Below are 23261 nucleotides of genomic sequence, written 5' to 3' on the forward strand. Positions count from 1 at the left end.
TCGATGACTGATTTGTTCCCGACGGAGCGGCTTATCCCCGGCAAGCTTGTCCGACAAGGAACACAAAAATATAGACGCATTTTGTAAGAAAAAGTTGCGTTTGAAGGAAAAAAGAGGACAATCCGGTTTATTTGCCGGAATGTCCTCTTTGCGGCGGCTTGACTTAGGCTTTTTGACCCAGGCGAGCTGCGTGTTTTTGTTCGTAAGCCGTAATTTTATCCTCATGCTGAAGGGTAAGACCGATATCATCAAGTCCTTGCAGCAGGAATTGGCGGCGGTGCTCGTCGATGTCAAAAGACAGCTTCAAGCCATAGTCGTCGGACAACGTTTTGCTCTCCAGATCAACATGCAGCTTGTAGCCTTCATGCTGCGCCGTGCGCTGGAACAGGTCTTCCACCTGTTCTTCACTCAGCTTGATAGGAAGAATGCCGTTTTTGAAGCAGTTGTTGAAAAAGATGTCGGCGTAGGACGGCGCGATAATGACTTTATAGCCGTAATCCAGAATCGCCCAAGGCGCATGCTCGCGTGAGGAGCCGCAGCCAAAGTTGGCGCGGGAGATCAACACGGACGCACCCTCGTAACGAGGTTTGTTTGGCTCGAAGTCAGCGTTGATGTCGCCATTTTCGTGGAAACGCCATTCATAAAAAAGGAACTGGCCGAATCCGCTGCGTTCGATGCGCTTCAAAAACTGTTTTGGAATAATAGCGTCTGTATCAACGTTGACCCGGTCAACCGGAGCAACGATTCCTGTTAATTGTTTGAATGGTTCCATAGATATAAGTCCCCTCTCTGCTTTCCCGGCTTAGCTCAATACCGGCTCTTTGATTTCCCAGTCGCGCACATCAGTAAAGCGGCCGTTGATTGCTGCGGCAACCGCCATAGCCGGCGATACCAGATGCGTTCTGCCGCCGCGTCCTTGACGTCCCTCGAAGTTGCGGTTCGATGTGGACGCGCAACGCTGCCCTGGAACAAGTACATCGGGGTTCATCGCAAGGCACATGGAGCAGCCTGCATCGCGCCACTCGAAACCAGCCTCGATAAAGATTTTGTCCAGTCCTTCGTTCTCGGCCTGGATTTTTACGCGGCCGGAGCCCGGCACGACAATCGCCGTTACCTTTTCGCTCACCTTGTAGCCTCTTGCAATTTCAGCTGCGGCGCGAAGGTCCTCAATCCGGCCGTTGGTGCAGGAACCGATAAAGACATAATCGATTTCGATTTCGGTCATCGGGGTTCCCGGCTTCAAGTCCATATATTCAAGGGCTTTTTCAGCAGCCTTGCGCTCATTTTCAGTCGCCATATCGGCAGGATTCGGTACAACCGATGTAATATCCGTGCCCATGCCGGGGCTTGTTCCCCAGGTCACTTGCGGAATCAGGGAATCTACATCAAAATCAACAACCGTATCAAACTCGGCGCCTTCGTCAGTGACCAGCTTGGACCACTCGGCAACCGCTTCGTCGAAGTTGGCAGGCGCATATTCGCGTCCGCGCAGGTAGTTGAATGTTGTTTCGTCCGGTGCGATCAAGCCGGCGCGCGCGCCCGCTTCAATGGACATGTTGCAAACCGTCATGCGCTCTTCCATCGTCAGGCTGGTGATGGCTTCGCCGCGGTATTCGATAACATAACCTGTTGCAAAATCGGTGCCGTATTGTGCGATAACGCCAAGAATCAAGTCTTTAGCGGTTACGCCAGGCTTGCGTTTGCCGTGGAAGCGAACCTCCATCGTTTTGGCTTTGGATTGCTGGAGGCATTGAGTCGCCATAACATGCTCAACCTCGCTTGTGCCGATACCAAAAGCAAGCGCTCCGAACGCTCCGTGCGTGGAGGTGTGGCTGTCGCCGCAAACAATCGTTTTGCCGGGATGCGTCAGCCCCAGCTCCGGTCCCATAACGTGAACAACCCCTTGATCAAGGCTGTCCAGACCGTACAGCTTAACGCCGAAGTCCTGACAGTTTTGAGTCAGCGTGTCGATTTGCTGCTTCGAGATCGGATCCGTAATATTGAAGCGATCCTTGGTAGGAACGTTGTGGTCCATTGTCGCAAACGTCAGGTCCGGACGGCGCACTTTGCGCCCCGACAGACGCAGTCCCTCAAATGCTTGCGGCGACGTTACTTCGTGCACCAGCTGAAGGTCGATATAAATAACGCTTGGTTTGCCCTCTTCCTGATGAATGACGTGATTGTCCCAGATCTTTTCAAACATCGTTTTTTTAGCCATTCTGTTCACCCCATAAGTTCATAATTGCGATAAATACCGAAGACCTCGGCCTCTTAAATTAAACCTATCATACCATGTCTTTCTTCATTGATCTAAGATATAATATCTATAATGTCTATAGAAATTAACTATAATAAAAAAGGCGTGTTTTGTACAGGCGCAGATTATGGGTGACGGGCGGCTCCGATCTATTGCAGCTCCGCTCCGGCTTTGCGCTATTGGCGTTTTATCCAATATCTGCTTCTGCACAGGCACCAGGGGAGTTCAACCTATGGAACTGAGACAATTAAATTATGTCCTTCAAATTGCAGCCGAAAAAAACTTTTCCCGCGCGGCCGACAAGCTTCATATTGCGCAGCCTTCGCTTAGCCAGCAGCTCTCCAAGCTGGAGCAGGAGCTGGGCGTTTTGCTGTTCAGGCGAACCACCAACTCTGTCGAGCTGACCCAGGCGGGGCATGTATTTGTAGAAAAATCGCAATCCATTCTGGATGCGGTGGAGCAGCTGAAGCAAGAGATGGACGACATGGCCCAGATGAGACGCGGCCGTCTCGTTGTAGGAACCTTGCCTATTACAGGCTCCCACGTTCTGCCGCTGGTGCTGCCTGAATTCGGCGCCAAGTACCCCCAGATCGAAGTGGTGCTGGTGGAAGAAACAACCGCCAAGCTGGAGCAGTTAACCGCAAGCGGCGGGACGGACATCAGCCTGCTTTCCCTGCCGCTGATTGATAACTCCCTGGCATGGCAGCCGTTTCTGGAGGAAGAGATTTGCCTTGCCGTTCCCCCATCCCATCCATTAGTGGGCCGCAGCGGCTCCATTGACATCGGTGAATTGGCAAATGAACCGTTTATCGGTCTCAAAAGAGGACAAGGCTTCCGGCAAATCACGGTTGAGCTTTGCCAGCAATCCGGCTTTACGCCATCCATTGTTTTTGAAAGCAGCAATATTGAAACCGTGCAATCGCTTGTGGCCGGCGGAATGGGTATTGCCTTTGTGCCGCAAATGCTTACGAGAAGCAGAGGCTCGGACATGTCTCCGGCCTATCTGCCGCTCGCCAACAAGCCGACCAGGCAACTGGTCGTTGCAAGCCGCAAGGGGCGGTATCTGTCCAAGGCTGCCGAAGCGTTTATTGCAACGTTAAACAGCACGATGAAAAACATCGGCAGCCCGTAACCTCAATAGTATTAGTCAAGCGTGTATAGTGACGGACGGCGATCCTCAAAAACGGGTATTCTGGACCTGACCTCATCAACCAGGCCTAATGAAATAACTCCGGTAAGGATGCCCTCCTCCTCGCCCGCCTCGGCGACCGTTTCACCCCAGGGGTCTATGATGACGGAATGACCGAAAAAGCTGGTATCGCCGCTTGTTCCGCAGCGGTTGCACGCAACAACAAACATCTGGTTTTCGATGGCACGGGCGGTCAGAAGGGTGCGCCAATGGTGCAGACGGGGGTTAGGCCATTCCGCCGGCACAAAGGCCAGCTTTGCGCCGCCCAGCGCCAGACTGCGGAACAGCTCCGGAAAACGGATATCGTAGCAGATCATGACTCCTGCTTCCTCGCCCTCCACCTCAAGCCGCCCCATGCTTTGTCCCGCTTGTAAATACTTTTCCTCCTCCATCAGTCTGAATAAGTGCATTTTGGCGTATTGCCCCAGCAGCTCTCCGTTTCTGCCGAAAACATAAGAGGTATTATAGACGCCGTCCTCCCTAAGCTCGGCAATTGAGCCGCCAACTACGATAACGCCATGCTCCTTGCTAAAAGACGACAAAAACGTTTTTGTGACCATGCCATCCTTGTCTGCCAGCCTCTCTATTTCATTCAACGCATACCCCGTATTCCACATTTCCGGCAATACGAGGATATCGGGTTTTATTTCGCTTGATACCGCTTCGCGCAGCATGGTATCAGCCTTTTTATAATTGCTTTCGGGATCTCCCGCTTTAATATCCATTTGCAGCAGCGCCAGCTTCAGCTCTTTGCTCATCGCTATTTCCTCCCGGTGATTCATCATTTCCCTAATGATACCCTCTCATGGTAACCTGTCAAGCTGGGCATGGTAAGAACAGAACGCTGACAGCTTATTTACGTTTTAAGGAGGGTATACGTATGAGCTCCAAAAAAAGGAAGCTACTCACAATAACCGCTGTATGGTGCTTCTGGTGGGCAATGGGATTTGCGCCTGCTGAAGCCGTCCCGCAAATGAAAACGGCAGCCTCCGTAATGGCGTCCGAAACGGAAATTGATGCGGCTAATCAGGTTCCGCTGCAGCTTGCCGGCATTGAAGCCGAAGGCTTCGGCCTCAATCGGCAGGCAGCATACAGGACCAAACGGACAAATCAGATTACGGCTTACCCTGGACCTGTTCAAGTTTTCGATGTTGAAATGGGCAAAATAATAAAAACCATTCCCAACGACGCCCGTTTTCAGCAAATGGCGCTGGAGTGGACAAAAACGGTGACAGGACTTGCTCCGCAGATGTCGCCCGGTCAAGGCTACAGCTATGTCATCCGCGTGCCGCTTGCAGCCCAAACGGCTATCCGAAGCGGCAGCATTCATTTTAATGCGGATAACCTGTTCCTGTTTCTCGCCAAGGACAAGCCGCCCCTCCTGCTTGCTTTCAATAGCGATAACAAGCCTTACCTCTTTTTGTTCAGGAGCAACACAGACGATTTTGTCAAAAGAATAGCTCTCCCGCTTTGAAAGGAATTGGCTTCCCCATCTTCAAATCCGGCCCGCTTCGTGCTACATTATTGTCAATGTCTATGGAATGCGGAGAGTGATGGAATGGAAAGCCGTTTACAAGTTTCAATCGTGCAGCCTGCGGAACGGATGGCGGGTCTGCCGGAGCAGTTTTTTGCCAAGCTGGTGGGCAAGGCGAACGCTAGAATCGCGCAAGGAAGGGATGTTATCAATTTGGGGCAAGGCAATCCCGACCGCCCTACCCCGCCCCATATAGTAGCTAAGCTGCAGGAGGCGGCAGCCAATCCCCTTTACCATAAATATCCCCCTTTCAGCGGATATTCATTTTTAAAAGAGGCCGTTGCCTTGCGTTACAAGGAAGATTACGGCGTAGAGCTGGACCCTGCAACGGAGGTAGCCATATTGTTCGGCGGAAAAACGGGGCTGGTGGAAATCAGTCAATGCCTGCTAAATCCAGGCGATATTTGTCTGGTGCCAGACCCCGGATATCCTGACTACTGGTCAGGCGTAGCCTTGGCCGGCGCCAGCATGAGCTTTATGCCGCTGCGAGAGGAAAACGGCTTTTTGCCGGACTTGAAGGCCATTCCGCGAGACGTTGCAGACAAAGCCAAGCTGATGTTTATGAACTATCCCAACAACCCCACCGGCGCAGTGGCAACGCCCGCTTTTTATGAAGAATGTGTTTCTTTTGCCCGGGAAAATAGCGTGGTTATGGCAAGCGACTTTGCGTACGGAGCCATCGGCTTTGACGGAAAACGGCCTGTCAGCTTCCTTCAGACGCCCGGCGCCAAGGAGGTTGGCGTTGAATTCTACACCTTGTCCAAATCGTACAATATGGCTGGCTGGAGGGTAGGCTTTGCGTTAGGCAACGCCAATGTCGTAGCCTTAATCAATCTGATCCAGGATCATTATTATTGCAGCCTCTTCGGCGGCATACAGGAAGCCGCCGCTCTGGCGCTAAGCGGACCGCAGGACTGCGTCTCGGAGCTTAATGAGGTCTATGAGTCCAGACGTGACGCTTTATACGAGGCGCTGGCGGAAATTGGCTGGAGGGCCGAAAAACCGGGCGGGTCTTTTTTCTGCTGGCTTCCGGTTCCAGAAGGCTACACATCCGAACGCTTTGCAGACAAGCTTTTGCAGGAGGCGGATGTGGTTGTAGCGCCCGGCGTTGGCTTTGGGTCAAACGGCGAAGGCTACGTCAGGCTGGGATTGCTGAGCGACGAAAACAGGCTTCGCGAAGCTATTGCAAGAATCGGGCGGCTGGGGCTGTTCTGTTAGCTTTACACTGCAATTCTTTCATGTTATCCTTACTACAATTAACAAGGATGTTCAAAAAGTACACTTTCCATTACGTATCATGCCTTGCGGCATGGCCGACGTCGAATATGTCATTCAGCCGAAATCTCCGGTGCTCACTTAGCTTCCACTAAGCTCCGCTCCTCAATTTCTAGCTTTATGCCATCTTCTCGATACTGAAAAGTGAACTTTTTGAACTTCTATTATAGATAACGCAATGACGGGACCAGTAAGCTTGACCGGCCGCGTCCAGAGAGTAAATTCCGAAGGCTGCAAGAATTTACCGTGGGCCCCTAGCTGAACCTACCTCCGAGCGGCTGGCGACAAGCCGGACAGCGCCCCCTGTTACAGGGCATAAAGACGGACAGCCCATCTTCTCCATCAGCGGCTGTCAACAAAGGTGGTACCGCGGAAGCCAAGACTTTCGTCCTTTATAGGATGAAAGTCTTTTTTGTTGTCATAAAAGGGTTGTCGTCATAAAACCAGATGAGGACGGGATGTTCAATGTCGGAACGAATCGTTGTAAAAATCGGAAGCAGCTCCCTTACTTCCGAGGAAGGCGGCTTAAACCGCGAGAGAATCGCTTTTTTCGCCGCAGAGCTGGCTGCACAGCATGCCAGAGGCGATGAAATGATGCTGGTCACTTCGGGAGCGGTAGCAGCAGGCTTTATGAAAATCGGATACGCTGCCAAGCCTAAGGCCGTGCATGAAAAGCAAGCCTCTGCCGCGGTTGGCCAAGCGCTGCTGATGCAGGCTTACCAGGAGGAGCTGTCCCAATACGGCATCGTGGCCGCTCAAATCCTGCTCACGAGAGCCGATTTTTCCAATCGCAGGCGCATTCAGAATGCGCTCATGACGCTGGAGGAGCTGCTCAAGCGCCGCATTATTCCGATTATTAATGAAAATGATACCGTTGCAACCGATGAGCTTGTGCTGAAGTTTGGCGACAACGACAATTTATCCGCGCTGGTGGCGGCTATGACAAAAGCAAGCAAGCTGGTTATCATTACCGACATGGACGGCCTTTATACCGAGGACCCGCGCATCAATCCCAACGCAACCAAAATATCGCTTGTGGAGCAAATATCCGAGGATATTCTCAAGGTGGCCGGCGGCTCCGGCTCAGCGGTAGGAACCGGGGGCATGCGCTCCAAAATCGAAGCGGCGCGAATCGCCATGCGAGGCGGCGTTCGCACCTTCATCGGCAAAATACAGACCAGGGACGATCTGGCAAACGCCGTGTCGGGAAGCGGCAAAGGCACCTATTTTGATACAAAGCTGCACAGCCTGCCCATGAAAAAGCAATGGCTTGGCTTCCACTCCATTCCACAAGGCGTTATTACAGTGGACAACGGGGCGGTCGAAGCGCTGCTGGTTCGCGGCAAAAGCCTGCTGCCTGCAGGCGTGACGGCCATATCGGGAGACTTTCATCCCGGCGACGTGGTTGAAGTGGTAGACACAGACGGCGCAACGCTTGGCCGGGGCGTCGTCAACTATGCCGCCTGGCAGCTGCAGGCGGCATCCGGCTTAGGCAGCGAGGAAGTAGCCCGCCGAATCGAGGTAAACCGCATTGAAGTCATTCATAGAGACGAATGGATTACACTAAAATCATAATTTTTATAAAAAAGCGAGGATGATCCTAATGACAAGCGAAGTGATTCAAAAAGCTACCGCAGCGCAAAAAGCAGCCGCTGCCATGAACCGGCTGACTACCGCTCAAAAAAACAACGCGCTGGAAACGATGGCAGATGCGTTATTGGCCCATTCCGACGATATTATCGCCGCGAACGCCGAGGATTTGAGCCGTGGCAAGGAGCAAGGCACCAGCCCTTCCCTGCTCGACCGCCTTGCGTTGAATCATGAAAGAATTGCCGGTATTGCGGAGGGCCTTCGCCAAATTGTCCAGCTTCAAGACCCCGTAGGCGCGACCATTCAATCTTTTACGCGTCCTAACGGACTGAAGGTGGAGCAAATCGCCGTTCCCATCGGCGTAATAGGCATTATCTATGAAGCCCGCCCGAATGTAACGGTTGATGCGGCTGGACTTTGCCTGAAAACCGGAAATTGCGTCGTGCTGCGCGGCGGCTCGGCTGCTCTTTCCTCCAACGCCAAAATCGTCGAGGTTTTGCGTAATAGCCTGAAAACGACGGATATGCCGCCTGACGCTATTCAGCTTATCGAGGATTCCGACCGGGCATCCGTCAATGAGATGCTTCGTTTAAACGGACTATTGGATGTAATCATTCCTCGCGGCGGCGCGGCATTGATTCAAAATGTCGTACAAAACGCCACTGTTCCCGTCATCGAAACAGGCGCAGGCATTTGCCATGTCTTTGTCGACGAAAGCGCCAATCCCGCAATGGCTTCGTCCATCGCCTATAATGCCAAAATGCAGCGCCCGTCCGTGTGCAATTCGATGGAAACGCTGCTTGTCCACGTAGCCTTTGCCCGAAACGGCGGCCTCGAAGAGCTTCTGGCTCCTATGGTCAAGGCCGATGCAGAGCTTCGCATTAGCGGCGTAACATCCGGCGAGCTGGCAAATGCGCGTAAGGCAACGGACGAGGATTTTGCAACGGAGTACAATGACTATATTTTAAATGTAAAAATCGTATCGGGCCTTGACGAGGCTCTGGAGCATATTGCCGCTTTTGGCACCAAGCACTCCGAATGTATTGTAACCGAAAATGCTGATAACGCTGAACGGTTCCTGCAGGAGGTTGACGCCGCAGCGGTTTATCATAATGCTTCAACCCGCTTTACCGACGGCTTTGAATTTGGTTATGGAGCGGAAATCGGCATCAGCACGCAAAAGCTTCATGCACGCGGTCCTATGGGCTTGCCTTCTCTGACTTCGACGAAATACCGCATATACGGGAATGGCCAAATCAGAGGATAACTGAGTTTAAATGGAGGAAACAACAATGAATACAGCAGCAAGCAACGCTATATCGGATTTACATGTATGTTTTTACGGAGCAGGCTCCATGTCGGAGGCGATTCTGCGGGGCATGCTGCAAAAGAAGCTGCTGGCTCCCCAGCGCGTCTCTATGCTGAACCGCAGCGGCGGCGAAAGACTGGCCGAGCTGAAGCGCCTTTACAATGTAACTACTCTTTTGGACGGAGGTTCAAAGGAAGAATTGCTCCGCGGGGCGGATATTATTTTCCTCGCAATGAAACCTAAGGATGCGGCAGAAGCGCTGACTCAGCTTAACGGCCTGCTATCCCCTGGAACGCTCATCATTTCCGTCATTGCAGGCTTGTCCATTGAAACGATGGCGTTTTTGCTGGGAGCCAGCCAGCCTATTGTACGCTGCATGCCCAACACATCCAGCACCATTGGATTAGGTGCAACCGGCATTAGCTATTCCGCAGCGGTATCGCAGGAGCAGCGCGAAATAACGGAAACCATTTTCAGCTCCTTTGGCATTCACGCCGTTGTGGAGGAGAAGCTGCAAGGGGCCATTACCGGCTTGTCCGGCAGCGGTCCCGCATATGTCTATTACTTTATGGAGGCCATGATCGACGCGGCGAGCCAGCTTGGCATCGAACGCGAAACCGCGCATCGCCTTATTTTGCAGACCGTAACAGGAGCCGCCGAAATGGTTCGTTTGACGGGTGAAAAACCGGAGGAGCTGCGCCGCAAGGTGACCTCTCCGGGCGGCACGACACAAGCCGCTATAGAAGTGCTTTCGGATGGCGATTGGTCCGGCACCTTTATTAAAGCCATGTTCAGGGCTGCTGAACGCGCGGACGAGATGGGCCGGGATATTGAAAGGAGCGTTTCGAAATGAATGGCGTATGCGTAGCGACCTACCGCGCCTTTGATGATAAGGCCGACTTCCACAAAAAAGCGTTGTCCATTGCGGTTGGCTTAACCGTGGGAAGCTGGACGGAGCTGCCTGAGGCGCAAAAGGCGGAGATGGAAAAACATCTCGGTAAGGTTGTTTCCGTAGAGGTGTTTGAAGCACAGGATGGAGCAGCGGGAACCCGTTATGCCGATATTGCCATCGCATATCCCGACATTAACTTCAGCCGCGACTTGCCCGCCCTGCTTGTTACCGTATTTGGCAAGCTGTCGATGGACGGAAAAATCCGGCTTATCGACCTTGAGGTTTCGCAGCATTTTGCCTCCGCTTTTCCAGGGCCGAAGTTTGGCCTGGAAGGCGTCCGCAATTTGCTGGGCGTTCACGACCGCCCCTTGCTCATGAGCATTTTCAAATCGGTGGTCGGTTATGACCTCGCTAATCTGCAGGAGCAATTTTACCGTCAAGCGTTAGGCGGCGTCGATCTGATCAAGGATGATGAAATCCTGTTTGAAAACCCGCTGACTCCGCTGGAGAAGCGTGTTGAGGCTTGTATGGAGGCGGCAGCCAAGGCGCAGAGCGAAACGGGGCAAAAGCTGCTTTATGCGGTCAACCTGACCGGCCCGACCTCCCGTCTTGCCGAACAGGCGCGCAAAGCCATTGCGGCTGGCGCTAACGCTTTGTTGTTTAATGTGCTGGCTTACGGCTTCGATGTGCTTCACGAGCTTAGCAGCGACCCCACTATTTCAGTGCCGATAGCGGCGCATCCTGCAATGGCAGGAGCGATTTACCCTTCTCCCCATTACGGGATTAGCGCCTCCCTGCTGCTGGGCAAGCTAATGCGGCTGGCGGGAGCCGATCTTGTTTTGTTCCCTTCCCCTTACGGCTCGGTTGTGATGCCAAGGGAAGAAAATATGGCCGTCAAGGATGCTTTGCTAGCGCCGCTGCATGGGCTGAAAACCAGCTTCCCGGTGCCTTCGGCAGGCATTCATCCCGGCCTGGTTCCGCTTATTCTAAAGGACTTTGGCCGCGACGTTGTTGTTAACGCAGGCGGGGGCATTCACGGACATCCTGGCGGCACGGCTGCGGGCGGACGAGCCTTCCGCCAAGCGATTGACGCAGCAGGCGCAGGCATTCCGTTGCGTGAAGCCGCGTCTACTCCCGGTCACGAGGCACTATTGGCCGCAATTGAAGCATGGGGTGTCAGAGAGTCCTAATGCCGCTCATTAGTCTCAACATAGCTCCAAAATAACACGGCTTGAGCTTGAATATGAAGAAGGAGATTCACTTTTAAATGAAAAAGAAGGTTGTTTTTTGCGACTTTGACGGAACAATCACGGTTAATGACAATATTATCGCTATCATCAAACATTTTAACCCGGAGGGCTGGGAGCAGCTCGCACAAAAAGTAATTTCCACCGAGCTGTCTATCCGCAGCGGTGTTAGCGCCCTTTTTGCTCTCCTCCCTTCCTCTATGGAGCAAGAGGTGATTGATTTTGGCGTCTCCAATGCGGTCATTCGAGATGGCTTCCGTTCATTTCTTCAATATTGCGAAGCAAACGATATAGAGTTTTATGTGACCAGCGGCGGTATTGATTTTTTTGTGTATCCCGTCTTAAAGCCTTTTGACATTCCAAAGGATCATATCTATTACAACGGCAGCGACTTCAGCGGAGAACGCATCGCCATTACGTGGCCGCATCCTTGCGACGGACAATGCAGCAATGATTGCGGCATGTGCAAAACGACCATTATGCGCCGGTTTCCGGCGGAGGACTATACCCGCATCGTAATCGGCGACAGCGTAACCGATTTTGAAGGAGCCAAACTGGCTGACGTCATTTTCTCCCGCTCCCATTTAACAACGAAGTGCAAAGAGCTGGGATTAAGCCATACTGAATATGAAACCTTCCACGATATTATTGCGGCGCTGGAGAAAGAAAGGATGGAGCAAGCATGAGCTTCCAAAGTGTTACAACCGAGCAAAAGCAAGCGGCGCTCCAAGAATTGAGATCCGTCAAGGAGCTTTTTGCCGGACGAGGCTGGTTTCCCGGTACAAGCGGCAATTTGTCGGTGCGGGTTGGCGATTATCGCCCCGACGAGTTTCATTTTGCCATAACCGCAAGCGGCAAGGACAAAACGGTGCATACGCCGGAGGACTATCTGTTTGTCGACCAGACCGGAAAGCCCGCCGAAGCAACAAGCCTGAAACCCTCCGCTGAAACGCTGATCCATTGTGAAATTTACCGGTTGACCGGAGCAGGCGCCATTTTTCATGTGCACACCGTCTTTAATAATGTCATTTCGGAGTATTTCTGGGATCGTGGAAGCGTGCCTGCTGTTGGCGTAGAATTAATTAAAGGGTTTAACATATGGGATGAGGAAGCGGAAATACAAATTCCGATTGTATCCAATTATGCCCACATCCCTTCCATCGTACCGGAAATAACGGAACGCTTCGATAGCCGCATACCCGGCATTTTGCTGCGCAAGCATGGCATATATGCGTGGGGAGCCAACGCTTTTGAAGCCAAGCGCCATCTGGAGGCGTTTGAGTTTATTTTCGAATATGTATACCGGCTGGAGCTGCTGAAAAGCGGCAAGGCTTAAAAATACGGCATATATACGGCATAGGTTAACATTTGGCCATCATGTTTGAGAAGCAGCAAAAGGGGTTATCCGAAAAGTCTGTTACGGTGAATAATTAATCAGCAAAACCGGTACCTGCTGATAATTATTCGTTCCGCTTTACTTTTCGGATAGCCCCTTTTTACTACTGGCATTATAGTAGAGCGAGCCTTAACCGCGCCCGCCATGAAACTTGCTTGCATGAGCTCTTGCTTCCTCAGCATTGGTTATCCGATTGCGGCTCCATTCCATCAGGATGCGATCGATATAACGCAAGCTCAGCTTTCCGGCAAAAACAGATTCCTTGAGAGCAAATAAAATAATTTCCTCTGAATAGTTGTCCTGATCCAGCCAGGCGCTAATGGTTTCGCATTCCATTGGCGAGAGCAGCCGGCCAAACTCCTGCTCAAAAACGGAAAATAAATTGGTGTCCGGCTTTGGTTTGGTTTTTCGCATAGTGGTGGACTCGGATGACTTTCGCGCTTCGCGCTTTCGAGCCGTTTCCCATTCCGCTGCCTTCATCAGCCACCCGCTCCAATTATAACGCTCCCCCTGAATCCCCGTGCCAGGCTCTACAAAATCGTCAATGCTCAAAAAACCATCCTTGATCAGCCGCCCCAGCCAGCCTTCAACCTGGCGGGATGTGCTCCCCATTACCTCGGCAAGCTCGACCGGCGTTGGAAAGTCATTGCCTTCGCCCTCCGAGCAAATCAGAATTTGCAGCAGCAGCATAACCTCCGAATGGTTCAGCCCAAGCTCAGCCGCGCTTTTAAGAAGCAAGGAGGGCAGGTATACCCCCCGCCCTCCAAGCGCCGCAGCCATGCCATGAGTATATGCCTTCCATAAATCATCGCTCAAGACTGCATCCTCCCCCGCCTAAAACGGCATAATCAGCACGGAATCCGGCATTTATTTCGAAGCGTTCTGTACCAGCTCAAACGTGTCTCTTGCAATCAGCAGCTCTTCGTTGGTTGGCACAACCAGCACTTTAACCCGTGAAGCCGCCGTTGAAATTTCTCTGGCTTCTTTGCTGCGAATAGCATTTTTTTCATCATCCAGCTCAATGCCAAGGAACGTAATCCCTTTGCACACAGCTTCACGAAGCACGGAGGAGTTTTCGCCAACGCCCGCTGTAAAAATTAGCGTATCGATGCCGTTCATCGCAGCAGCGTAAGCTCCAATATATTTACGAACCCGGTAGACATACATATCAAAAGCCAGCTTGGCATTTTCGTCGCCTTCGTTCATGGCGTCGATCACTTCTCGCATATCGCTGCTAACGCCGGAGATAGCCATCATGCCGCTGTGCTTGTTCAGCATGGAGTTAACCTCGCTCAGCGTAAGCTCCTCCTTGCCCATAACAAAAGGAACGATAGCAGGATCGATATCGCCGCTTCTGGTTCCCATCATCAGACCTTCCAGCGGAGTCATGCCCATGCTGGTGTCATACGATTTGCCGTCCAGAATAGCTGTCACGCTTGCGCCATTGCCGATATGGCAAGTGACCATCTTCAGCTCGTTAAGCGGCTTTTTCAGGTAGCTTGCAGCTACGTCGCTGACGTAGGCATGCGAAGTGCCGTGGAAGCCGTAGCGGCGAATTTTGTGACGGCGGTACAATACCTTCGGAATAGGGTAAAGGTACGACGAGGCCGGCATCGTTTGGTGGAATGCCGTATCGAATACGACCGCTTGCGGCACGTTCGGCAGATTGTTGTCGACCGCGGTGATCCCCATCATATGGGCAGGGTTGTGCAGCGGCGCCAGGTCAAACAGTCTTTTGATTTCATTTTTGACTTCAGCAGTAACCAATACCGAATTTTTGAACACCTCGCCGCCGTGTACGATGCGGTGGCCGACTGCGTCGATTTCGTCCATGGACGAAATCACGCCGTGTTCATCATGAGTCAGCATGTCAATGACGCGTTTGACGGCTGTGACATGATCCAGAATTTCGCTGACGTCGCGAACCTCCGGCTTGCCGGTTGGCTCATGCGTTACGATGGAGGAATCCATGCCGATTCGTTCCACGCGGCCGCTTGCAAGCACGGATTCATCTGTCATATTGTAGAGCTGGTATTTCAGCGACGAGCTGCCAGCATTAATAACTAGTACTTTCATTAGATTCGATCCCCATCCTTGTCATAGTGGAAAAAGCCGTAACCCGTTTTAACGCCAAGATGTCCTGCGCGCACCATTTTTTTCAACACGATGGAAGGACGATATTTCAGCTCGCCGTATTCGCGGAACATATTTTCCATCGCAGCAAGCACGGAATCCAGACCGAAGCGGTCCGCCATTTCAAACGGCCCATGCTGGAAGCTGTAACCGGTTCTCATGGCATTATCAATATCCTCGGCTGACGCAACGCCTTCCTCAAGCACATGCAGTGCTTCGTTGATCAACAAGCAAATAAGCCTTGTTGTCACAAAGCCCGGCGATTCAAATACCATTATTCCGTTTTTGTGAATGATTTCTTCTACAAAATATTTCGTTTGTGCAAACGTATCGTCCGATGTTTTTAAGCCGCGCACAATTTCAACCAAATCAATTTTGGAGACGGGATATATGAAGTGAAGCCCGATTACCCTTTGCGGAAAGCGTGTTGCGCTTGCCAGCTCCGTCAGGCTGAGTGTTGAAGTATTGCTTGCCAGTATGGTGTTTTCCTTGCAAATATCATCCAGACGCCGGAAAACTTCTTTTTTCGCTTCCAAATCCTCCGAAATGGTCTCGATCACAAGCTCGCAGCTAGCTAGCTCCTCGTACGTGATAGCAGCATGAATACGGGACAGGATTAATTTTTTCTCTGTGCCTGTCAGCGCCCATTTTTCAATTTGCTTGTCCAGGTTGATTTCAACCATGCTCATGCCGTAAGACAGTCTTTCGTTTGTTCTCTCGATGACGACGACATCAAGTCCCTTTGCGGCAAGCATTTCAGAAATGCCTTGCCCCATCGTTCCTAATCCAATAACGCCAACTTTCTTTATCATATGCAGCAACTGCTCCCTCTGGATTGAGATTTCTCTACTATTATAACGGATTTTCGACAAAAAAGAAGACGAACCTGAGGTCCGCCTTTAAATTGTAATAATGTAACCGTTTTTATTGCTTATACCGCCACATTTTGCGCCAAGAGCTCTCTAAAACGGCTTCCATTCAGATTTTCTTCCTTCAGCAATTCCGGAAGCGATAACTGAAAAACGTCACGATGACGCTCCAGCCTTTCCTTCGTTTCCGCCATCAGCCCATCCAGAATCGAAGAAGTAATTTCCGCCCAGCGATCCGGTGTCATCATCGTTGAATCTATAATGCCCAGTTCCGTCAAGCCGCATTCCACCAAATGCTTGACGATGCCGACCGCCTGATCGAAATCGCCGCGCGAGCCAGTGCTCCGTTCACCGTAAAACATCTCTTCCGCTGCGGCTCCGCCCAGCGCAATCATAATCTGCTCGTGCAAATATTGTTTGCTGTACAGGTATTGATCCTGCAGCGGCTGATGCCGCACATAACCTAACGTTCCGCCCCGCGGCGATAGCGCTACCTGCGAGACACTTCCGGGACGCAGCGTTTCGGCCGCGATTGCGTGGCCCAGCTCATGCAGGGCAACCCTTTTGCGCTCGTCAGGCGATGTTTCCTTATCGCTTCTTTCACCCAGCATCACCTTATCAATCGCCATAGTCATATGCAGCTTTCCGATTTCCTCCAGATCCTCCCGCATCGCATAAATGGCGGCTTCGTTCATAACGGACTCCAATTGCGCGCCCGAGAAGCTGAAGGTTTGCTCCGCAACTTCATCTAAATCCACCGAGCTGTCAAGCTGCTTGTTGGCGGCATGAATGCCAAGAATATGGCGCCGGCCCTTTCGGTCGGGCAAATCCACGGTAATATGACGGTCGAAACGGCCGGGACGCAGCAAGGCGCTATCCAGCATTTCCTTGCGGTTTGTTGCCGCAATAAGCAAAATGCGCGGATTCTCATTGCCGTGGATGCCGTCCATTTCTGTAAGCAGCTGATTCAAGGTCTGGTCATATTCACGCTGCTGGCCGCCGTCGCGCTTGCCGCCAATCACTTCAATTTCGTCGATAAAAATAACCGCGCTGCCTTTGCCTTCTTTTTTTGCTTTGGTGCGCGCTTCCCGAAACAGGTCGCGAATCCGGCCGGCGCCCACGCCGACGTACATCTCTACAAATTCGCTTCCTGAAGCCGTAAGGTATACCGAGTCGGTATATTGAGCCGCCGCTTTAGCAAGCAGTGTTTTGCCCGTTCCTGGAGGGCCTGCCAGCAGGATGCCTTTAAGCGGCCGTATACCCAGCTTGGCAATCTGCTCGCGCTTTACCAGAAAATCGAGAGCTTCCACAAGCTCTGTCTTGGCGCGGTCCTGTCCCCCTATCGACTCAAAAGTGAATGTCGAGCTTACGGGAAGCTGTCGGCCGTTTTTACCCGGCATAGCCGCCAATCGTCCACGACCTTTGGAAGCAAAAGCAACGCCCGCTCCAAGACAGACAAGCAAAAGCACGGGAACAACATTTACCCCGATATATGCAAGGAACAATAATAAAGCCGCTGCTCCGCCGATCAAAAGCTCTATACCGTATTTACGCATGGCTCCACACCCCCAAGCTTGCGCCTGTGCGAGGCAAAACCATATATTTGGAGGCTCCGTCTTTTCTCAGTGTAATATAAACATTGCGCTCGTCCATCTCGGTGGAAGCCTCTACTTTATCATGCTGCTTTGCAGCTTGCTCCACTGCTTGCGGAATGATTGAATACGTCTTGTTCTCCATCGCCTCCGCTACCTGGAACAACAGGCTTTGCCACAGCTGCTCCAGCTCCTCTGAAGATGCAGAGGCTATATCCAATTCCAGCTGCCGGTCACCGCCATTTTGCTTGCTTGCGGCGGCAATATCGCGATATACCTGGCTTAAGCTGGCGTCCTTCTCCAGCTCTAAACTCACTTTAATGGTGCTTTGGTCAATAACGGGTTCGCCAGCCTTCGCGACACCCGGCACGGCTTGGACCGCTTCGCTAAGTGGGGCGGCTACAAAGAAATAGCTGTATAGCATATAACCGCCAAACAACAACCCTGCCGCCAACACAGCAATGACTGCCGTCGGCGCCCAACGTGGTTTTCTCATCCCCTAAATCCCTCCGCATCTCTGTTTGATATACTTTGATCTATCAGTTTGTCTATATCAGAGTATATCATATTGAGCTGCTTAATTGGGCGTGTAAAAACAGGAAACGGGACCTTACGGTCCCGTCGTTGTTGGCAATCTGAATGTGTCCAGCAGCTCTGCGGTTTCATCAAAGCGATAAAACCGGTAGTAATGGCTCACGCCTTTATCCGATGTCTCTGTGTAATAAATTTCCCAGGCCGGACCGCCGCGCATCCGTCCCGGCGATATGGAGATCACTTCGGTTTCCGGCTTTTCCTGCTTGAACCGCTCCCGAAGCTCCTGCTCCGAAACCACCCTGCTTTTGTCATACGTTTCGATTTGTCCATCAGCCAGCATAAACAAGTAGATTTCCTGATCAAGCTCGTTTTTGCCTTCCGCAACCCAGGTTACCTCTTCCCAGACATGCTTGTTCAATTGTTCGACATCGGCAATCAAGCCGCTTTCCAATGCCGCCTCGCGAGCCTGATTCAGCTCTGACCAGCGGGGACCCATCACCTCGCGAAAATAAAAGCCGAACCATACGCCCAATGAAACAATGACCGCTATCGAAATCAAAATCCAGCGTTTCCTTGTCATAAAAGGAGGACGCTTTCTCTGGATGGCGCGCATCAGCCCTGCAGCAGCCTTTCAAAACGGGCGGCTGCTTCCCTAACTATTTTTTCCTCATCCAGCAACGTGCAGATGCCGTTCCGCAGCACTTGCCTCCCGTCTACCCAGACATGCACGACATCTCTGCCCGTTCCTGCATAGACAAGATGGGAAATAACATCAGATAGCGGATAAAAATGCGGCTGGTCCAGATTGATGCCGATAAAGTCCGCTTTATAGCCAGCCTTCAGCTTGCCGATCCGGTCACCCTGCCAGATTGCCTCTGCTCCATATGCCGTACCAAGCTTGAGGGCCTCCGAGGCCGGCACAGCTGTTGGATCGCCCGATACGCCTTTATGCAGCAAAGCCGCCATATTAATTTCCTGAAACAAATCCAGATTATTGTTGCTGGCTACGCTATCCGTACCAAGGGATACCTTTACGCCAGCCTTCATCAAATCGTTAAGCCGGGCAATACCGCTCGCAAGTTTAAGATTGCTGACCGGGTTATGGGATACGGAAGCTCCCCTGCTGGCCAAAAGAGCGATTTCGTCATCAGTCAGATGCACCGCATGGGCGAGCAGCGCCGGACGTGAAAAAAAGCCTAATTGATCAAGATGCTCCACGGGGCGTTTACCGTAATCGGCAACATTTTGCTCAACCTCGGCAATCGTTTCCGACATATGCGTATGCAGCGGCAAATCATAGTCATGAGCCGCCTGAACAAATTTTTCGATAAATGCAGGCGGACATGTATAAGGCGCATGCGGAGACAGCATTGTCGAAATCCGGCCGTTTGCCGCCCCGTTCCATTCACGGGCAAATGCGATAGCTTCGTCCAGCTTCTCCTGTTGCACTTCCTCGGGACAGAGGCCGATTACGCCGCGAGTCAATACGCCGCGAATGCCGGACTGCTCCGTAACGGCCGCAACCTTATCCATGCGGTCATACATGTCGACAAACGTTGTTGTACCCGTCTTGAGCATTTCCACAATAGCAAGCGCGGCGCCGGCCGATGTGTCCGCATCCTCGTATTTGGCTTCCATAGGCCACATTTTTTGCTCCAGCCATATTTGCAGCTTCTGGTCGTCGGAGAAGCCGCGAAGCAGGCTCATTGCAGCATGGCCATGGGTATTGATCAGACCCGGCATAAACGCAAGCTTGCTGCCGTCCAGCACCTCGACGTCCTCTTTCAAACCTTCAGGCGCTTTTTCACCCAGGTATGTAATGATATCGCCATCAACGACCATATGGCCCTTGAAGGGCGAAACGCCATCCTCCATTGATATAAAAAGTCCTTCTTTAATCCAGAGTTGACCCATCTTCGTCTTCCTCCTCGTCCTGATTCAAATAATAGGCCAAACTTAACAATTCGCGGGTAAAATCTGCATTCTGAACCCGAACCTCCTCCGGCACGCGAAGAATGCCAGGAGCAAAGTTTAGCAAACCCTCTATCCCCGCTTCCACAAAACGGTTGGCTACATTTTGAGCTTCCACCGCCGGAACGGTAATGATGCCGATGCGAATTTCGCCCTGCTTGACCGTTTCCACAAGCTCGTCCATTGGCTGAACAAGCAAATTGTTGATTTTGGTTCCTATTTTTTGCGGATTGTCGTCAAACACCGCTGTAATCTTCATATTGTCCTTGGAATATTTGTTGTAATTGCACAGAGCCAGGCCCAGGTTACCCGCTCCCACCAGCGCAACATTAATGGTCTGGTTTACTTTCAGAATCTGGCGGATTTTTTCAATCAGATAGATAACGTCGTATCCGATCCCTTTGCGTCCAAACTCGCCGAAATAGGCCAGATCCTTGCGAATTTGCGCCGGATTGAGATCCAGCCGTTGTCCAAGCTCCTGCGAGGATACGGTTCCGATTTCGCGGCTGTGCAATTCGTTCAAAGCTTGAAGATAGATAGGAAGCCGTCTAACGACTGCTTCCGATATTTTCGCGCTTTTCATCCCTGTCGCCTCCCTCTTCGTATGAACCTTCATTTTCCGGTATGAGCCACTCCCGAATTCTCGGCACGATCTGGGCTGTAAACATCGTTTCCATCTTTGGTCCCGGCAAGGAATAAAGAAAATGCTTGCCATAGTAGGCTTCGATAACGCGAGTATCATAAATAATGACAATTCCTTTATCATGCGCCGTTCGGACCAGACGTCCAAAGCCTTGCTTAAACCGGATAACTGCTTGCGGTATAGACAATTTCATAAACGGATTTTGCTTCTTTCTCTGCAGCAGCTCCGCCTTTGCCTCGGCAACTGGATGGTTGGGCGGCTGGAACGGCAGGCGGACGATAGCCAGACAGGTCAATGCTTCTCCTGGAATATCAACGCCCTCCCAAAAGCTGCTTGTACCCAATAAAACAGATTCGGCCTGCTGCAGGAAGCGGCGAGTCAGCTTGGTACGGTTGCTGCTGTCGATGCCTTGGCCAAGCACCTGTATGCCGGAAGCCTCCAGCGGGTCCTTGAGCAATTCGTAAACTGCCCTGAGCATCCGGTACGAGGTAAACAGCACCAGCATTTTGCCCCCCGTTTCCACAGCAACATCATGTATGGATCGGGCTAATCGTTCCAGATAAGAGGAGTCGGGAAAAGCGCCTTTGTAGGGCGGAAAATCTCGCGGCACGATGACAAGCGCTTGCTGCCTGTACTGAAACGGCGATGGGAGCTGCACGGTTTGCAGCCTGTTCTGTACCTCGTAGCCCTCCAGCCCCAGCTGCTCCATCACATATTGAAACGATTTCTGGACGGTTAACGTTGCCGAAGTCATGATGACGCTGTCTTTTGCATCAAAAAAATACGTTTGCAGCTGCCTGCTGACTTGAATTGGCGCCGCATAGAAATGCAGAGAGCGATGACGCATAACCGGGCTGGCTTCCAGCCAGTATACAAAATCCGGCTGCTCCATTTTGGCCAAAATCCGCAATTCATCCTTGATCCGCGCAAAATTTCTCAACTCTCCGTTTAAATCCGTCAGCGCTGCCTGAACGCCGTGATCATCAATCCGTTCTTTAATATCCGACGCAAGCTTCTCGCAATCTTTAAGCCACATGGACAATGCCGTATGAACATTTTCCTCGCAGGATGCGATATCGTCCCACCCTTCGGGAGGCTCGCTGCCTTGAAGCCTCAAAACAGCCGCTCCGTTGTCACCCGGGCCTTCTCCGGAAGTGCCGATAAGCCCAAATAACTGCTCAAACAGGTTATCCCAATATTCCTTCATGTTCTGAAGCTTGGGAATAAGCAGCGCGTCTATGGTTTCGATCCATGCATTAACCCGCTCGTCATCCTCCTGCTGTAAGCGATAACGCAAATTCAGAAGCATTCCGCTGCGGCTGTCCTTGAATAAGTGCATAGAGGTATTGATGAAGGAATAATAGTTTACGTTGAAGCCCAAATGTTTGCTAGCCGTCTCCTCCACATGATGGGCCTCGTCTATAACGAGATGGGAATAAGCGGGCAAAAGCCGGTGCTCTGATTGCACATCGGTAAACAGCAAGGAATGGTTGGTTATGCATACATCGGCAATATTGGATTCGTGCTTGGCGCGATGGTAATAACAACGCTTGAACCACGGGCAAGCCCGATTCAGGCAGGAATCTGCGTCACTGGCTACGCTTTGCCAAAAATCCGCTCCCCTGCTTCCAAAATTCAATTCCTCCTGATCGCCGGTTTCGGTTTCGCCAAGCCATACGATCATTTGAGAAGCGGTAACGCCATCATCATTCGGCGTTGCAAAATCCAGCGTGTTAACCTTGCTTTCAAACTTCCGCATGCAGAGATAATTGCCTCTGCCCTTAAAAATCGCCGCCCGGAAAGGAAACGGCAATACCTCCTCCAAAAGCGGCACATCGCGCCCGCGAATTTGCTCCTGCAGGTTGATGGTGTGCGTGCTGACGACAACCTTGCTGCCGCTCTGCACGCCGTGATATAGCGCCGGAATCAAATACCCTAACGATTTCCCTGTTCCCGTTCCTGCTTCAATCAGCAGATGGCTGTCGTTCGACAACGCTTTGTAAACCTCGTCAAACATCATATTTTGCGGCTCTCGTTCCTCATAGGCAGCAAACTTGTCCATCATGGCTGATTTGATGCTGTCGAGATATTCCTGAAAGGTCATTGTAATGGCTGGACCTTCATTGCCGCCTTCGCCTCGCGGAGGCTGCTCCTCGCTCCACTCCCTTGCCTTGAGAGCAAACTGGCGGTAGTAGTCGTATTCAGCGGATTCCAATACCGTCGTTTGTTCCAGCTCCTGCTCGATCAAGCGCAGAAACCAGTGCAGATCTTTGGTGGTGTCAATTAACGCAGAGAGCCGCTGCAATGTAAGCAGCGGCAAAGAACGCAGTTTTTGGACGGAGCGAATAAAAATCTCCGCTGTAGCCATCGCGTCGCTGTCAGCCTGGTGCTGACGTTCATGACTTATGCCAAAAAGATCCGCTACAGCTCCCAGCTGATAGGTCGTTATGGAAGGAAACAGAATGCGCAGCAAATCCATTGTATCCAGCCTGCGGCCGTTAAGCGGAAGGTATCCGCAGCGCTCGAGCGCTTGATTCAAAAATGAGGCATCAAAGCCGACATTATGCGCAACAAGCACCGTGTCCTCCAAAAGCGGCAGCAGCTCCTTCAATACTTCGTGCAAGGGAGGCGCATCTTTAACAGTATCGTTAGTAATTCCGGTCAGCCCGGTAATAAAGGATGGAATGATAATGGCGGGTTTAACAAACGAGCTGTACGTATCCAGAATAGCCAGCTCATGTGAGACAAACACAACGCCAATTTGTATAATTTCATCATCGGCGCTATGTCCGGTTGTCTCTAAATCCAGAATCGCATATTTCATCCATCC

General features: G+C 51.7%; 21 protein-coding genes. 9 read left to right on the plus strand and 12 right to left on the minus strand.

Translation table 11 applies throughout. The features are described from left to right. Positions 1–163: 163 nt before the first annotated feature. Positions 164–772, minus strand: coding sequence for a 3-isopropylmalate dehydratase small subunit (gene leuD / locus A7K91_RS14160; RefSeq protein ID WP_068683791.1), 609 nt, complete (start codon positions 770–772; stop codon positions 164–166). Between the two features lie 30 nt (positions 773–802). Continuing rightward, positions 803–2218: a 3-isopropylmalate dehydratase large subunit gene (leuC, locus tag A7K91_RS14165; protein ID WP_068683793.1), complete on the minus strand. Its 1416-nt coding sequence runs from the start codon at positions 2216–2218 to the stop codon at positions 803–805. Positions 2219–2489: 271 nt separating this feature from the next. On the opposite strand from leuC, the gene A7K91_RS14170 reads away from it, so the two are divergent. After that, positions 2490–3389: a LysR family transcriptional regulator gene (locus tag A7K91_RS14170; protein WP_068683795.1), complete on the plus strand. Its 900-nt coding sequence runs from the start codon at positions 2490–2492 to the stop codon at positions 3387–3389. Between the two features lie 11 nt (positions 3390–3400). Here A7K91_RS14170 and A7K91_RS14175 read toward each other — a convergent pair whose 3' ends face one another. Continuing rightward, the gene (locus tag A7K91_RS14175; RefSeq protein WP_068683797.1) at positions 3401–4204 is read right to left on the minus strand and encodes a carbon-nitrogen family hydrolase; all 804 of its coding nucleotides are present in this window, start codon (positions 4202–4204) and stop codon (positions 3401–3403) included. Between the two features lie 122 nt (positions 4205–4326). Here A7K91_RS14175 and A7K91_RS14180 point away from each other — a divergent pair, with 122 nt between their 5' ends. The 8 genes from A7K91_RS14180 (at position 4327) to mtnB (ending at position 12629) form a co-directional block, all read left to right on the plus strand. Then, complete coding sequence (locus A7K91_RS14180; RefSeq protein WP_068683798.1) at positions 4327–4920, plus strand: hypothetical protein; 594 nt, start codon at positions 4327–4329, stop codon at positions 4918–4920. Positions 4921–5004: 84 nt separating this feature from the next. Continuing rightward, the gene (locus A7K91_RS14185) at positions 5005–6198 is read left to right on the plus strand and encodes a pyridoxal phosphate-dependent aminotransferase (RefSeq protein WP_068683799.1); all 1194 of its coding nucleotides are present in this window, start codon (positions 5005–5007) and stop codon (positions 6196–6198) included. Between the two features lie 522 nt (positions 6199–6720). Continuing rightward, positions 6721–7830: a glutamate 5-kinase gene (gene proB / locus A7K91_RS14190; RefSeq protein ID WP_068683801.1), complete on the plus strand. Its 1110-nt coding sequence runs from the start codon at positions 6721–6723 to the stop codon at positions 7828–7830. A gap of 28 nt (positions 7831–7858) precedes the next feature. Further along, positions 7859–9112 carry a glutamate-5-semialdehyde dehydrogenase gene (locus A7K91_RS14195; RefSeq protein ID WP_245697522.1) on the plus strand — a complete coding sequence of 418 codons (1254 nt, stop codon included), beginning with the start codon at positions 7859–7861 and terminating at the stop codon, positions 9110–9112. A gap of 25 nt (positions 9113–9137) precedes the next feature. Then, on the plus strand, positions 9138–10007 hold the full coding sequence (gene proC, locus A7K91_RS14200; protein WP_068683804.1) for a pyrroline-5-carboxylate reductase: 870 nt from the start codon (positions 9138–9140) through the stop codon (positions 10005–10007). After that, complete coding sequence (locus A7K91_RS14205) at positions 10004–11236, plus strand: 2,3-diketo-5-methylthiopentyl-1-phosphate enolase (protein ID WP_068683807.1); 1233 nt, start codon at positions 10004–10006, stop codon at positions 11234–11236. Before proC ends, A7K91_RS14205 begins: the two co-directional genes overlap by 4 nt. A 77-nt stretch (positions 11237–11313) precedes the next feature. Then, positions 11314–11979: a 2-hydroxy-3-keto-5-methylthiopentenyl-1-phosphate phosphatase gene (locus A7K91_RS14210; protein WP_068683809.1), complete on the plus strand. Its 666-nt coding sequence runs from the start codon at positions 11314–11316 to the stop codon at positions 11977–11979. Next, the gene (gene mtnB / locus A7K91_RS14215; protein ID WP_068683810.1) at positions 11976–12629 is read left to right on the plus strand and encodes a methylthioribulose 1-phosphate dehydratase; all 654 of its coding nucleotides are present in this window, start codon (positions 11976–11978) and stop codon (positions 12627–12629) included. The genes A7K91_RS14210 and mtnB overlap by 4 nt, the downstream gene beginning before the upstream one ends. Positions 12630–12818: 189 nt before the next feature. On the opposite strand, the gene A7K91_RS14220 is transcribed toward mtnB, so the two are convergent. From A7K91_RS14220 to dinG, 9 genes are all read right to left on the minus strand, one after another. Continuing rightward, on the minus strand, positions 12819–13505 hold the full coding sequence (locus tag A7K91_RS14220) for a DnaD domain protein (RefSeq protein ID WP_068683811.1): 687 nt from the start codon (positions 13503–13505) through the stop codon (positions 12819–12821). A gap of 51 nt (positions 13506–13556) precedes the next feature. Further along, entirely contained in the window at positions 13557–14765 is a 1209-nt protein-coding gene (locus tag A7K91_RS14225) for an acetate/propionate family kinase (RefSeq protein ID WP_068683812.1), read from the minus strand. After that, entirely contained in the window at positions 14765–15634 is an 870-nt protein-coding gene (locus A7K91_RS14230; RefSeq protein ID WP_068683813.1) for a 3-hydroxyacyl-CoA dehydrogenase family protein, read from the minus strand. Before A7K91_RS14230 ends, A7K91_RS14225 begins: the two co-directional genes overlap by 1 nt. Positions 15635–15753: 119 nt before the next feature. Continuing rightward, positions 15754–17247: an AAA family ATPase gene (locus A7K91_RS14235; protein WP_068683815.1), complete on the minus strand. Its 1494-nt coding sequence runs from the start codon at positions 17245–17247 to the stop codon at positions 15754–15756. Next, positions 17240–17779, minus strand: coding sequence for a hypothetical protein (locus tag A7K91_RS14240; RefSeq protein ID WP_068683817.1), 540 nt, complete (start codon positions 17777–17779; stop codon positions 17240–17242). Before A7K91_RS14240 ends, A7K91_RS14235 begins: the two co-directional genes overlap by 8 nt. A gap of 114 nt (positions 17780–17893) precedes the next feature. After that, positions 17894–18397 carry a hypothetical protein gene (locus tag A7K91_RS14245; RefSeq protein ID WP_156739559.1) on the minus strand — a complete coding sequence of 168 codons (504 nt, stop codon included), beginning with the start codon at positions 18395–18397 and terminating at the stop codon, positions 17894–17896. Positions 18398–18429: 32 nt separating this feature from the next. Continuing rightward, positions 18430–19731 (minus strand): amidohydrolase, encoded by a 1302-nt coding sequence (locus A7K91_RS14250; protein ID WP_068683821.1) that lies wholly within the window; start codon positions 19729–19731, stop codon positions 18430–18432. Then, positions 19712–20371: a redox-sensing transcriptional repressor Rex gene (locus A7K91_RS14255; RefSeq protein ID WP_068683823.1), complete on the minus strand. Its 660-nt coding sequence runs from the start codon at positions 20369–20371 to the stop codon at positions 19712–19714. The genes A7K91_RS14250 and A7K91_RS14255 overlap by 20 nt, the downstream gene beginning before the upstream one ends. After that, on the minus strand, positions 20337–23255 hold the full coding sequence (gene dinG / locus A7K91_RS14260; RefSeq protein WP_068684469.1) for an ATP-dependent DNA helicase DinG: 2919 nt from the start codon (positions 23253–23255) through the stop codon (positions 20337–20339). Before dinG ends, A7K91_RS14255 begins: the two co-directional genes overlap by 35 nt. Between the last annotated feature and the right edge of the window lie 6 nt (positions 23256–23261).

This window comes from Paenibacillus oryzae (assembly GCF_001675045.1).
Lineage (GTDB): Bacteria > Bacillota > Bacilli > Paenibacillales > Paenibacillaceae > Pristimantibacillus > Pristimantibacillus oryzae.